Source organism: Labrys okinawensis (assembly GCF_047345005.1).
Lineage (GTDB): Bacteria > Pseudomonadota > Alphaproteobacteria > Rhizobiales > Labraceae > Labrys > Labrys okinawensis.
This window is the reverse complement of record NZ_CP178864.1, coordinates 552747-564843: the sequence shown is the minus strand read 5'-3', so window position 1 is coordinate 564843 and position 12097 is coordinate 552747. Positions and strand designations below refer to the sequence as shown.

Below are 12097 nucleotides of genomic sequence, written 5' to 3'. Positions count from 1 at the left end.
TATAGCGTCACATGACACTCTGGGAATTTGGATGCGTCTCGCCTCTCCATGGAAACCTCGCCTCGACGAGGGCTCAGGGCTGCCCTATGAGCGGCTGGTCGCCGCCCTGGCCGACGATATCGCCGGGGGAAACCTGCCGCATGGCGCCCGCCTGCCGCCGCATCGCGAGCTTGCCTACCAGCTCGGCATCGGGATCGGCACTGTCACCAAGGCCTATGCCGTGCTGGAGCGCCGCGGCCTGGTGCAGAGCGAGCGTGGGCGCGGCATGTTCGTGGCGGGCTTGGCGCCACGCGCGACGGAGGTGATTGACCTCAGTGTCAATCTGCCGCCCCAGATGCTGAGCGACCGCCTGCTGTCCGCGACCCTGGCCTCGCTGGCGCGCCGGCTCGACGCCGGCACTTTCGGCTCCTATCTGCCGCCGGCCGGGCGCGACGACCACCGCGCGCTGCTCGCCCGCTGGCTGGCCGCGCAGAGGCTGGACGCGGCACCGGAGCGATTGCTGATCTGCCACGGGGCGCAGCATGCCATCGCAGTTGCGTTCGCCGCCGCCGCGCCGGCCGGCGGCGTGGTGCTCACCGAGGCCCTGACCTATCCCGGCGCCATCATGCTGGCTCGCCAGCGCGGCGATCGCCTCGTCGGGATCGAACTGGACGAACAGGGGATGCGGCCCGACGCCCTGGAACAGGCCCTGCATTCGCAGGCCTGTACTGAGGGTCCGCGGCTCCTCTATGTGACGCCGTCGCTGCACAACCCTACCGCCGCAACCATGGGAGCCGGACGGCGGGAGGAGATCGTGCGCCTCTGCCGCGCGCATGACGTCATCATCGTCGAGGACGACATCCATGCCATCCTGGTCGGGCCAGAGCTTCTGCCGATCGCCATGCTGGCGCCCGAGCGCACGCTGCATGTCAGCGGCCTTTCGAAGACGCTCAGCCCGGGCCTGCGGGTCGGCTCGCTCGTGGTGCCCAGCGCCTTCCTCGACCGCGCCCTCACGGCCCTGCGCGCCACCTGCACCATGGCCTCCCCGCTCGCCTGCCTGATCATGGAGCAATGGCTGACGGATGGTACCGCCCACTCCGTCGCCGCCTCGATCCGCACCGACGCGGCAAGGCGCATGGACCTCGCCCGCACTCTCCTTCGCCTCGATCGTCGCGCGGACGCCCCGGGCTACCACCTCTGGCTGCCCATGCCGACAGCCCGGGCCGACTCTTTTGCGGGCGCCGCCATGGCCAAGGGCATCCGCGTCATGCCGCCCCGGGCACCGATGGTCGATACCAAGGCGGCAGAAGGCGGCATCCGCCTGAGCCTCGGCGCACCGCCCTTCGACACGCTCCGCCAGAGCCTGACCACCCTCGCCGGACTTCTGGGAGACGGGCCGATGCAGAACTATGGGGATTTGGCGGTGCTGTGACACGGCCCAGTTGCCGCGGGACCTCGATCTCTTGATCGCTGTCCGGACCGTCCCAGACATCACCGCCACTTTTGCTCGCCTCCAGTCTCGGGACACGACAGTGGGTGCTTCCGCTTGAACGTTCCAGCGGCTAAATCATTCATCGAACCTTCAGGCGTTGGATTGTCGGGCTATAAGCACTCCGGCCACACCATCGGACTCCTCGATAACTCCACGACGCAGGTTGCTCTAGGAAGCCATGCCGACCATCAATGCCCAATCCCTCCTGCTGGCCTTCGACCGGATAGGCGAGGCTGCGACGAAGCATGGCACGCGTCTTGAACTCCTGGTCTATGGCGGTTCCGCACTGATGATCGCCAGCAATTTCCGTTTCGCAACAGAAGACGTCGACATTGCATCGATAGGCGAAGAATGGCCTGACCGGCTGCTCTCGGAAACAAGATCCATTGCCAGGGAAAACGAATGGTCGGAGGACTGGCTCAATGACGCAGTTCAATTCCATTTGAGCAGTAGCGCTCGGAAAGACACAGATCACATTCTTTTTGGCTCGTACCCGCCAGACAGTGAAAAACCTGGCCTCGCGATCTATATTCCCAAGCCGGAATACATGCTCGCCCTCAAGCTGAAAGCGATGCGTTTCAACGATCCTGCCAAAGGAGAAACTGAAACCAACGACGTCGTTCAGCTTATGAGAACGATAGGCATTTCCACCGCCAATTCGGCAATTGATGTACTCCGGCAGTATTTCCCAAAGAGCGCAGAGGCGCTGAAAAGCAGAAATTCTTGTTAAAGACGTTGATGCTCCCAAAGCTGATCGAGAAAGATCGAGAAGATGCGCCCCAATACCCTATCCGAAGTCGCAAGTCGTCTCGCGACGGAAACGCTCGATAAGGTTCTTCCCGAGTTTCTCGACGAATTTTATGCGGCGGAGAGCAACAGACGCCGCTATCTGATGCTCGTGGAGCAGCCAGGCAGAACGGGCAATTTGCGCCACGATGCCCTTGATTGCCGCGACCGCCCATTATCTGGCCCATCGCTACAGGCTAAATCCTCAACCGACCTGGTGGAATGCCCCTGATTACGTTCTGGATAGGCCTTGGCATACGACCGGAAGTGCTAATCCCGCTCTCCTCGAATATCTTACCTTTTCCAGTCCAGCCGAATTTCGTTGCAGAAACATCTTTACCGACGAATCTCCTTTGCGCAGAAAGAATGGCCCTGCTAGCCGCCCCTCGGCAAGCAGCGACCAACATTTTTGACATGGCGATATTTGGCCGCCGGGGCCAACCACGCAGGCTTCTTTCCGCTCGAGCCTCTTCGGCAGGCCTGGCGGGCCTACACGCTCGCCCCATCATACATCTTGAGCTCCAGAGCCTCGAGATTCGCTTCCGGCACACAGCGGAGATTGATCGCGCGCATGTCCGCGCCATCCGGCGCCGTGGCGGCGGAGAAGGCCTGGGTGCCGCAAGTCGCGCAGAAGCGGTGCTCGATCCTGTGCTTGTTGAAGAAATAGGATTTCAGCGCCTCCTGCCGGCTTGTCAGATCAAACTGGGCGGCCGGCACGAAGGTCATCAGCGAGCCCTTGCGCCGGCAGAAGGAACAATTGCAGCTCATCGCCTGCTTTGGCAGATCGGCATCCACGCTGAAAGTGACTTCGCCGCAGTGACAGGCGCCTGAATAGGCATTCATTTCCCTCGCTGGAGAATCCCAAGCTTGAAAGATCGCAATCATGATAGGAAGCGTTCCTGTCGCGTCAATGCGCCCTTGCTCCGGAGATGACTGCGATGCCCGAGGACTTTTCCATCCGCCCTGTCGAGCGCGCCGACCATGATCAATGGCTGCGCCTGTGGGAGGGCTACAATATCTTCTATGGCCGGGTGGGACCTGACTCGCTTGCCCCCGAGATCACGGCCTGCACATGGCAGCGTTTCTTTGACGGCTACGAGCCGGTTCATGCCCTGGTTGCCGAACGCGGGGAGCGACTGATCGGCCTCACCCATTATCTCTTCCATCGCACCACGGTGTCCATCGGCCCGAACTGCTATCTGCAGGACCTGTTCACCGACGAGGCCGCGCGGGGGCTTGGTGTCGGCCGCGCGCTGATCGAGGAAGTCTATCGCCGCGCCAAGGCCTTGGGGGCGCCGCGTGTCTATTGGCAAACGCAGGAGAGCAACCGCGTGGCCCGCCAGCTTTACGACAAGGTGGCCGATCTTTCCGGCTTCATCGTGTACCGCAAGCAGCTCTGAGCCCTCGAACGGCCTTTGACTTCCCCAGCCTTCCGGCGCTAAGCAGCCTCAAACCATTCGGAAAGCAGCCGCATCGTGTCCATTCTGTTGCGCCTCGGGACGAGAGGCAGTCCGCTTGCCCTGGCGCAGGCCCGGGAGACCCAGGCCCTGCTGGCTCGGGCGCATGACATCGCGCCCGAACGCATCGAGATCCGCGTGTTCAGGACCTCGGGTGACATGATCCGCGACCGTCCGTTGTCCGAGGTGGGCGGCAAGGGGCTGTTCACCAAGGAGATCGAACGCGCGCTCGCCGACGGCGAGATCGATATCGGCGTGCATTCAACCAAGGACATGCCGACTCTCCTGCCGGACGGGCTGGTGCTCAGCGCCTACCTCGAACGGGAGGATGTACGCGATGCCCTGATCTCGCCAAAGGCTGCCTCCATCGCCGCCCTGCCGCAGGGTGCCGTCATCGGTACCGCGGCCCTGCGGCGCCAGGCCCAGGTGAAACATCTCAGGCCCGATCTGAACACCATCCTGTTCCGAGGCAATGTCGAGACACGCCTGCGCAAGATCGCCGAGGGCGAGGCCGATGCCACGCTGCTCGCCGTGGCCGGGCTGAAGCGGCTTGGCCTCATCGATCACGCCACCGCCATCCTGAGCGAGGAGGATTTCCTTCCCGCCATCGGGCAAGGCGCCATCGGCCTGGAGACGCGGGCGGACGATGGCCAGACCAGCCGCCTCGTTGCCGGCATCGACCATCGGGCGACGCATCTTGCCGTCACGCTGGAGCGCGCCTTTCTCGGCGTGCTCGACGGCTCCTGCCGCACGCCTATCGCGGGACACGCCAGGGTGGAGGGCGAACGGATCTCCTTCCGCGGCCAGATCCTCAAGCCCGACGGCAGCGCCATGCATGCAGCCATGCGCAGCGGCGGTCTGGACGACGCAGAGGCGCTGGGGCGTTCGGCCGGTGAGGAATTGCGCGCCGCGGGCGGGCCGGACTTTTTCGCGGGGTAGCCGGGTGTGCCGATCTCCAGATCGGCAGGGAACCTGGATCTTTCAAGAAAGAATGCCGACCTGGAGGTCGGCACACCCATTGCAGGGAACCTCATGGCACGCGTTCTCGTCACAAGGCCGATCGAGGAAGCGCGGCATACTGCGCTTGCCTTGGAGCGGCGCGGCCACGAGGCACTGATCGATCCCATGCTCGAGATCGTCTTCCGGGCCGAGCCTCTGCCGGTGGGCCCTTTCGACGTGCTCATCGTCACCAGCGGCAATGCGCTTGCAGCCCTCCGGCAGCGCCGGGAGCTCGAGGCTCTCACCGCCACGCCCCTCGTCGCCGTCGGCAAGCGCACCGGCGCGACAGCGCGAGCAATGGGTTTTGCCAAGGTCGAGACGCTCGGGCGCGATGTCGCCAGCCTCGTCGCCCATGTCCGCGAGCGTTGGCGGGAGCCCAAGCGCGCGCTCTATCTCGCAGGAGCCGACCGGAGCGGCGATCTTGCCACAGATCTCGCCGCATTTGATCATGATGTAACGCTCACCGTGGTTTATGAGGCGCATCAGGCTGCGCGTTTCCGGCCGGAGACCGAGTCTGCCTTTGCAGCCGGCGCCGTTGACGCGGTGCTGCATTATTCGGCCCGCACCGCCGACGCCTTCATCACCTGCGCCGGCGGAGAGGCGGGGACGGCGCGGCTGGACGTGCGGCATCTTTGCCTGTCGCGCAAGGTGTCGGAGGTCCTTCGGGAGGCCGGTGCGGCAAAGGTTGCCTTTGCGGCGCGGCCGGAGGAAGATGCCTTGCTTGCGCTGATTTGAACGAGATGCGCTCGGGATTTTTCGTGCTATAGGCAAGGCCGGATCGGGTCTCCTTGAGGTTTGCCAAGAGGTCTATATGGTACGGGAAGACGACACGGAAGGCAGGCCGCAAAGGCAGAAAAGCGCGGGCCTTGGGCCTGCAACGCTGGATTTGAACGCAAGGGAAGTTGCGCCCGAATCAAAGTCTTCCTCTACGGAGACCCCAGCGGAGCCGACGGAGCCTGGGGCCGCTCCGCTCGACGGAAGCCCTCCCGCCGCCCAGAGCGGGGAAGGCGAGGCGCTCAAGCCGCAGGAAGCGGCCGCCGAGCCGCCAGGTCCGGAGCAGCCCGCCGCTGACCGATCCTCGTCCGAGATCCCTTCGGCCCAAATCCCTTCACCTCAGGCCGATGCCTTCGATCCGCCGCCCCGCTCCAGCCTGCCTGTGGTGCTCGCCGCCGTGGTGGGTGGCATCATCGGCGGCGGCCTCGTGCTCGCCGCCGGTGCCTACGACCTGATCCCACTTGGCCGAACCGGCCTCGGGGCCGAGGTCCTGGTTCCCCGCCTTGCCGCCGCCGAACAGGATATCGCCTCCAACAAGGCCGCCATCGAACAGGCTCTCGGCAAGGTCGCCACCATCGAGGTTGCCGCCAAGACGGCGCAGGATGCCGCCAATAACGCCCTGAACCTCGCCGGCGACGCGCAGAAGGCCGCGAGCGCGGCCAGCAGTGCCAGCGGTACGGCCAATGAGGCTCCCGCCGCGCCTCCCGCAACCGTGCCCGACCTTTCCGGCATCACCGACCGGCTGGGCAAGAGCGACGCCGAGATCGCCGCCCTGACGGAGCGCCTCGGCAAGGCCGAGACGGATGTCGCGACCTTGAACGATGCCATGCGCCAGGTCGGCACCGCCACCGGCAGCCTTTCCCAGCAGATCGCCGATCTCAAAACAGCGGTCGCCAACACGCCGGACAAAGCGGCCGCCTATGCCGTTGCCCTGTCGCAGCTTGGCGAGGCCATTCGCGGCGGAAAGCCTTTCACGGCCGAACTCAACACCGCCAATGCGCTGGGCGGCAATGCCGATGCGCTGGCGCCGCTGGCGAGCCTCGCCCGGACCGGCACGCCCTCGGTGGAGATGCTCGCCGTCAGCTACGAGGCGGTGAAGCCGCAGATCGTGGCGGCGCTGACGCCCAAGCCCGCCGATCCGCCACCGGATGCCAGCATGCTCGACCGCCTCACCTCGAGCCTCAGCGGCATCGTAACCACCACGCCGGAAGGCGAGGTGCCGGTCGGCGATCCGGGCTGGCCGGCCCAGAAAGTCGCCGATGCCCTCCACAAGGGCGACCTGCCCGGCGCCATCGCCGCCTTCAAGGCGATGCCCGACGCCGCCCAGCAGGCGGGTGCCGCCTGGCTGTCCCAGGCCTCCGGCGCCGCCTCGGCCTTCGACCTGATCAAGGCGCAGACCAGCGCTGCCCTGCAAAAATTCACCGGCCAGTGAGGCCTCGATGATCCGCGTTGTTGTCACCGTCGTCATTTTCGCCCTGGTGGCCTATGGCCTCTATTTCCTGGCCGACCGGCCGGAGACCGTCTCGCTCACCTTCAACCATTCCCAGCACAGCGTGAAGCTGGTCTGGGCCGTGGTGGCGCTGATCATCATCGTGGCCCTCCTGATGATGATCATCGGGCTGGTGCGCTGGCTCCTGCGCTCACCTGCCAATGTCACCGGCTATTTCCGCACCCGCCGCCGCTCCAGGGGCTTCAACGCCGTCACGCAGGGCATGATCGCCGTGGGTTCGGGCGATGTGCGCCGGGCGCAGAAACAGGCCAATGATGCCGAGCGCATCCTGGGCCGCGAGCCGCTCGCCCTGCTGCTGCGTGCGCAGGCCTCCCAGCTTTCGGGGGACCGAGCCGGAGCAGAGACGGCCTTCCGCGCCATGCTGAACGAGGCCGAGACCAAATCGCTTGGCCTGCGCGGCCTTTTCGTCGAGGCGCGGCGCCGCGGCGATGCCCATGCCGCGCGCCTCCTCGCTGCCGAGGCGGTGAAGACCTCGCCGAGCTTGCCTTGGGCCGGCACGGCGCTGCTCGAATTCCAATCGGTGGAGAAGGACTGGGCCGGTGCGCTCGCCACCCTCAGCCGCAATGCCGACCATCGCCTGATCGACAAGGAGACGGCAAGGCGTCACCGCGCCGTGCTGCTCACCGCTCGCGCCATCGACCAATCGGAGCGCGACCGTGCGGCCGCCAAGGCGAGTGCGCTGGAGGCCCTCAAGCTCGCACCCGGCCTGGTGCCGGCGGCGGTGCTCGCCGCCAAGCTGCTCGCGGAAAGCAACGACATCCGCAAGGCCGCGCGCGTGCTCGAAACCGCCTGGCGCCTGCAGCCGCATCCGGATCTTGCCGAGGCCTACATGAATGTCCGGCTCGGAGATTCGGCGCGCGACCGCTATGCCCGCATCCAGCATCTGGCGGCGTTGATGGCCGGCAATCCCGAGGCTTCGATTGCGCTCGCTCGCGCAGCTCTCTCGGCCCGTGACTTCACGGTGGCACGCTCCTCGCTGTCGCCGCTGCTCGCTTCCGGCGCCACCGAGCGCGTCTGCCTGCTGATGGCCGAGATCGAGGAAGCCGAGAACGGCGCCACCGGCAAGGTGCGCGAATGGCTTTCGCGCGCCCTGCGGGCTCCACGCGATCCGGTTTGGACGGCCGATGGCGTGGTTTCCGATGTCTGGCTGCCGGTCTCGCCCGTCACCGGCCGCATCGACGCCTTCGAATGGAAGACGCCGGTGGAGCGCCTCGGCGCCCCCGTGATGTCCTATTCGGACGATGTGCTGGCCGATATCGACGAGCCGGAACAGCCCAAGCTCGTCGAGGCGCCCGCACCTGCACCCGCCCCGGTGGCGCAGGAGACGCCGAAGGCCGCCGAACCGGAGCCGGTGCCGATCGAGCCCGCCAAGGTCGAGGTGCTCAAGCCCGAGCCCCTGAAGCCGCCGCCCGGCCGCCGCCCGCCCCCACCCATGCCGGTGGTACCCTCCCATCCCGTGCCGGATGATCCGGGCACAGGCTCGGAAGAGGCGAACCGCGTGGTGCGTTTCCCGATCAACGGGTGACGATGGCACGCGGCTTTTAGCAGCAGCGCAATCGACTCAGGCCACGGCCCCGCTACGGCCGCCGGGATGCATCAGCCTGAATAGCAGAGCCTGGGTCCCCAGCGCGGCGAGAGCGGAGATCATGAAGGCGAGGATCGTGTTCATGGAGACCAGGAGCAGGCCGAGGACATAGAAGAAGCAGGAGAAGCCGAAGAGCGCGATGACCATGCCGCGCACCACCTGCCGGGCCGCGGCCGGCCCTTGTGCGCGGTGGGCGAAGATCGCCAGCGTCATGGCAAAGATCGGAAATGCCGCAAGCACGCCGCTCACTTCAGCGCCTAGGAGGGGTGTCGCCGCCGTCAGCCCAACCACCAGGAGGCTCACGACCACCATGCGGGCCGGCAGATCCCACCAGGGCGGCGCCATGATGCTGCGCCGGACCATGCGCGAGGGGATCACCACCAGCGCCGCCGTCAGCACCGCGAGTGCCGCTAGGAAAAGCACCCAATGGGGCATCGCCGCTGCATGCAGAAGGGCCGCGCCCAAGGCGAATGTGGTAATGCCGGCGAACAGGGCGACAGGCCAGCCCCGATCGGCCAGCCGCGCATAACCGATGCAAGCCAGCGCCTGCGCCGCTGCGCCGACGAGGGAGCCGTTGGTCGCCACCGCCGCGAAATCGGGTCCATATTGCAGGGCCAGGAAGGCGATCACCGGCCCGGACGTCAGCGGCAGCCCCGTGACCCAGCCACCGACCACCTCGCCCCAACGCCGGCCAACGAGGCTCGCCAACAGGATGAGCAGGCTAGGGAGAGTGAGCTTGATGATCAGGGCATGCATCCGCCATCCATGGCAGGCAGGCGGCGTCCCGTCAAAGGTCCCGATTGGCCTCGCGCCATTGCTGCACCATGCCCCTCGGCGGAGGCCCGAAATGATTGAGGTTGGGTGTGCCGGGCAGGAAGAACAATTCGATCAAAGGCCACAGGTTGATCAGGGGAACAAGCGCGATCAGCACGAACCAGGCTGACCGGTCTCGATCATGACAGCGCTTGATGAGCACGCAGGCAACTGACCATGCGCTCACCAGACCGATGATCACCACAGGCCCCCATACCCATGGCGTGAGAAGCGCTTCGAGATCCTGCCGATGCCGATAGGCCGCGGCGAAACCGATCCACAAGCTGGCGAGAGCTTTGGCGACGATCAACACGCAAGTGAACGCGAATATCGTATCGAGCCGCGGCAAGCGCCCCTTCGGACTGAACAGCACTTGCCACGGCCCTGGTCCGTCATCGCTGACATCGGCTAAAGACAAAGCAGGCCCCCGCGCCGCTCTTGATCCCAACCGGATCATACAACAATCGGGCTGAACCGGCATGCTTTTCACGCCAAAGCACTTTGCGATCCGATGGAACCCGCAGGAATCGCAAGGACGCGTCGAGACAAAGAGTTAAAGCAAAGCGGCGTTTGCGATCAGACGCGCCTTGCTCGGGTTCCCTCCCGCACGCCAAGTTCAAAAGAAAAGGCCGGGAGCGACCCGGCCTTGGCAATCTTTCCGCGCGAGGCCGCTTCTACAGCCCCCAGACGTCCTGGTGCTCAAGCAGGCCGCGCTCGCGCAGAGCCTTGATCACAGCCTGGGCCAACTCGGCGGCGGTATGCCCCGGCGTCTTCAGCACGATCTCGGCATTCTCCGGCCGCTCATAGGGGCTGGTGACGCCGGTGAAGTGCTTGATCTGGCCAGCCAGCGCCTTGGCATAGAGGCCCTTAGGATCGCGCTTGATGCAGTCCTCGATCGGCGTGTCGACGAAAATCTCGACGAATTCGCCAGACTCGACCAAGGATCGCACCAGCGCGCGCTCCGCCTCGAAGGGCGAGATGAAGGAGCACAGCACGATGGTGCCGCTCTCGACGAACAGCTTGGCGACCTCGCCGACACGGCGGATGTTCTCCACGCGGTCGGCGTCGGAGAAGCCGAGATCGCGATTGAGGCCGTGACGGACATTGTCGCCGTCGAGCAGCATGGTGTGGTGGCCGGCATGATTGAGCTCGGCCTCCACCAGATTGGCGATGGTCGACTTGCCCGAGCCCGACAGGCCGGTGAACCAGACGATCGCCGATTTCTGGTGCTTGAGGGACGAGCGTGCCAGCTTGTCGATGGTGAGCGACTGGCGGTGGATATTGGTGGCCCGGCGCAGGGCAAAGTCCACCATGCCGGCCGCCGCTGTCTGGTTGGTCGAGCGGTCGATCAGGATGAAGGCGCCGGTCTCCCTGATCTCGGCATAGGCGTCGCGCGCCACCGGCACGCTGGTGGAGACGTTGACGACGCCGATCTCGTTGAGCTGGAGCGTCTTGGCCGCGAGATGCTCCTGGGTGTTGACGTCGATCTTGTGCTTGATCGACGTCACCGCTGCCGGCACGAATTTGGTGCCGATGCGCATCATGTAGGAGCGCCCGGGCAACAGCGCGTCTTCCGACATCCAGATCAGGTGGGCCGCGAACTGGTCGGCGACCTCTGGCCGCTCGGTGGCGAGCGAGAGGACGTCGCCGCGCGCCGCGTCGATCTCGTTGGCGAGGGTGAGCGTGACGGCATCGCCCGCCACCGCTTCGCCGAGATCGCCGTCCTGGGTGACGATGCGGGTCACCACCGAGGTCTTGCCGGAGGCTGCCACCGTCACGCAGTCTCCCGGCCGGATCGAACCGGAAGCGAGCGTGCCCGAGAAACCGCGGAAGTCGAGATTGGGACGATTCACCCATTGCACGGGGAAGCGGAAGGGCTTCTTCACCGCGTTGGAGGCGATGTCGATGCCTTCTAGATGCTCGATAAGGCTCGGTCCATCGTACCAGTCGATGCGGGCCGAACGGCTGGAAACATTGTCGCCATACCGTGCGGACATCGGGATCGGCGTCACCGAGGCAAAGCCGAGATTGGCGGTGAAGGCGGCGATATCCAGCACGATCTTGTCGAACACGGCCTTGTCGAAGCCGGTGAGGTCGATCTTGTTCACCGCCACGACGATGTGGCGGATGCCGAGCAGCGAGCAGATGGTGGCATGGCGCTTGGTCTGCACCAGCACGCCCTTGCGCGCATCGATCATCAAGACGGCAAGATCGGCGGTGGAGGCGCCGGTCGCCATGTTGCGGGTGTATTGTTCGTGGCCGGGCGTGTCGGCAACGATGAAGGAGCGCCGGGCGGTCGAGAAGAAGCGATAGGCGACGTCGATGGTGATGCCCTGCTCGCGCTCGGCCTCCAACCCGTCGACCAGGAGGGCGAAGTCGATATCCTCGCCGGTCGTGCCATGGCGCTTGGAGTCCTTCTCCAGAGTGGCGAGCTGGTCCTCGAAGATGAGCTTGGAATCATAGAGCAGGCGGCCGATCAGCGTCGACTTGCCGTCATCCACCGAGCCGCAGGTGAGGAAGCGCAGGAGTTCCTTCTCGCGAGGCTTGAGCATCTCGGCGAGGGAGAGTTCGGGCGCAGGCGCGGCGGCAAGCTGGGTTTGGAGAGCAGGCGCGTTCATCGCGGAGCCTTCTGGGATCGCAGACATCCTGCCTGCTTTTGGAAACGAGACGCATGATGGAAAAACAGAAGCAGGCAAGATGCC

At 65.4% G+C, this 12097-nt stretch carries 12 protein-coding genes; 8 read left to right on the top strand and 4 right to left on the bottom strand.

The genetic code is table 11. From position 1 onward, the window contains the following. The first annotated feature begins 31 nt into the window (after positions 1–31). From ACMDCR_RS02735 to ACMDCR_RS02725, 3 genes are all read left to right on the top strand, one after another. Positions 32–1411 (top strand): PLP-dependent aminotransferase family protein, encoded by a 1380-nt coding sequence (locus ACMDCR_RS02735; RefSeq protein ID WP_413991050.1) that lies wholly within the window; start codon positions 32–34, stop codon positions 1409–1411. Positions 1412–1649: 238 nt separating this feature from the next. Next, positions 1650–2201, top strand: a complete 552-nt coding sequence (locus tag ACMDCR_RS02730) for a hypothetical protein (RefSeq protein WP_413991049.1) — start codon at positions 1650–1652, stop codon at positions 2199–2201. Positions 2202–2243: 42 nt separating this feature from the next. Further along, the gene (locus tag ACMDCR_RS02725) at positions 2244–2489 is read left to right on the top strand and encodes a hypothetical protein (protein ID WP_413991048.1); all 246 of its coding nucleotides are present in this window, start codon (positions 2244–2246) and stop codon (positions 2487–2489) included. A 257-nt stretch (positions 2490–2746) separates the two neighbouring features. On the opposite strand, the gene ACMDCR_RS02720 is transcribed toward ACMDCR_RS02725, so the two are convergent. Continuing rightward, positions 2747–3100 carry a GFA family protein gene (locus ACMDCR_RS02720; RefSeq protein ID WP_413991047.1) on the bottom strand — a complete coding sequence of 118 codons (354 nt, stop codon included), beginning with the start codon at positions 3098–3100 and terminating at the stop codon, positions 2747–2749. Positions 3101–3195: 95 nt separating this feature from the next. Here ACMDCR_RS02720 and ACMDCR_RS02715 point away from each other — a divergent pair, with 95 nt between their 5' ends. The 5 genes from ACMDCR_RS02715 (at position 3196) to ACMDCR_RS02695 (ending at position 8522) form a co-directional block, all read left to right on the top strand. Continuing rightward, positions 3196–3657 carry a GNAT family N-acetyltransferase gene (locus ACMDCR_RS02715; RefSeq protein WP_413991046.1) on the top strand — a complete coding sequence of 154 codons (462 nt, stop codon included), beginning with the start codon at positions 3196–3198 and terminating at the stop codon, positions 3655–3657. Between the two features lie 72 nt (positions 3658–3729). Then, positions 3730–4653 carry a hydroxymethylbilane synthase gene (gene hemC, locus ACMDCR_RS02710; protein WP_413993810.1) on the top strand — a complete coding sequence of 308 codons (924 nt, stop codon included), beginning with the start codon at positions 3730–3732 and terminating at the stop codon, positions 4651–4653. Positions 4654–4746: 93 nt separating this feature from the next. Next, positions 4747–5448: a uroporphyrinogen-III synthase gene (locus ACMDCR_RS02705; protein WP_413991045.1), complete on the top strand. Its 702-nt coding sequence runs from the start codon at positions 4747–4749 to the stop codon at positions 5446–5448. Between the two features lie 76 nt (positions 5449–5524). Continuing rightward, positions 5525–6919, top strand: a complete 1395-nt coding sequence (locus ACMDCR_RS02700) for a hypothetical protein (RefSeq protein WP_413991044.1) — start codon at positions 5525–5527, stop codon at positions 6917–6919. A 7-nt stretch (positions 6920–6926) separates the two neighbouring features. After that, positions 6927–8522 (top strand): heme biosynthesis protein HemY, encoded by a 1596-nt coding sequence (locus ACMDCR_RS02695; protein ID WP_413991043.1) that lies wholly within the window; start codon positions 6927–6929, stop codon positions 8520–8522. 36 nt (positions 8523–8558) lie between these two features. Here the strand turns inward: ACMDCR_RS02695 and ACMDCR_RS02690 are convergent, their stop codons facing one another. The 3 genes from ACMDCR_RS02690 to cysN form a co-directional block, all read right to left on the bottom strand. Beyond that, positions 8559–9338, bottom strand: coding sequence for a hypothetical protein (locus tag ACMDCR_RS02690; RefSeq protein WP_413991042.1), 780 nt, complete (start codon positions 9336–9338; stop codon positions 8559–8561). 31 nt (positions 9339–9369) lie between these two features. Further along, positions 9370–9813 (bottom strand): DUF805 domain-containing protein, encoded by a 444-nt coding sequence (locus ACMDCR_RS02685; protein ID WP_413991041.1) that lies wholly within the window; start codon positions 9811–9813, stop codon positions 9370–9372. Positions 9814–10069: 256 nt separating this feature from the next. Further along, positions 10070–12013: a sulfate adenylyltransferase subunit CysN gene (cysN, locus tag ACMDCR_RS02680; RefSeq protein WP_413991040.1), complete on the bottom strand. Its 1944-nt coding sequence runs from the start codon at positions 12011–12013 to the stop codon at positions 10070–10072. Positions 12014–12097: the final 84 nt, after the last annotated feature.

Excerpts from the sequence above, each read along its gene's own strand:
- ACMDCR_RS02735 (WP_413991050.1), top strand. The coding sequence starts at position 32 with ATGCGTCTCGCCTCTCCATGGAAACCTCGCCTCGACGAGGGCTCAGGG.
- ACMDCR_RS02730 (WP_413991049.1), top strand. The coding sequence starts at position 1,650 with ATGCCGACCATCAATGCCCAATCCCTCCTGCTGGCCTTCGACCGGATA.
- ACMDCR_RS02725 (WP_413991048.1), top strand. The coding sequence starts at position 2,244 with ATGCGCCCCAATACCCTATCCGAAGTCGCAAGTCGTCTCGCGACGGAA.
- ACMDCR_RS02720 (WP_413991047.1), bottom strand. The coding sequence starts at position 3,100 with ATGAATGCCTATTCAGGCGCCTGTCACTGCGGCGAAGTCACTTTCAGC.
- ACMDCR_RS02715 (WP_413991046.1), top strand. The coding sequence starts at position 3,196 with ATGCCCGAGGACTTTTCCATCCGCCCTGTCGAGCGCGCCGACCATGAT.
- ACMDCR_RS02705 (WP_413991045.1), top strand. The coding sequence starts at position 4,747 with ATGGCACGCGTTCTCGTCACAAGGCCGATCGAGGAAGCGCGGCATACT.
- ACMDCR_RS02700 (WP_413991044.1), top strand. The coding sequence starts at position 5,525 with ATGGTACGGGAAGACGACACGGAAGGCAGGCCGCAAAGGCAGAAAAGC.
- ACMDCR_RS02695 (WP_413991043.1), top strand. The coding sequence starts at position 6,927 with ATGATCCGCGTTGTTGTCACCGTCGTCATTTTCGCCCTGGTGGCCTAT.
- ACMDCR_RS02690 (WP_413991042.1), bottom strand. The coding sequence starts at position 9,338 with ATGCATGCCCTGATCATCAAGCTCACTCTCCCTAGCCTGCTCATCCTG.
- cysN (WP_413991040.1), bottom strand. The coding sequence starts at position 12,013 with ATGAACGCGCCTGCTCTCCAAACCCAGCTTGCCGCCGCGCCTGCGCCC.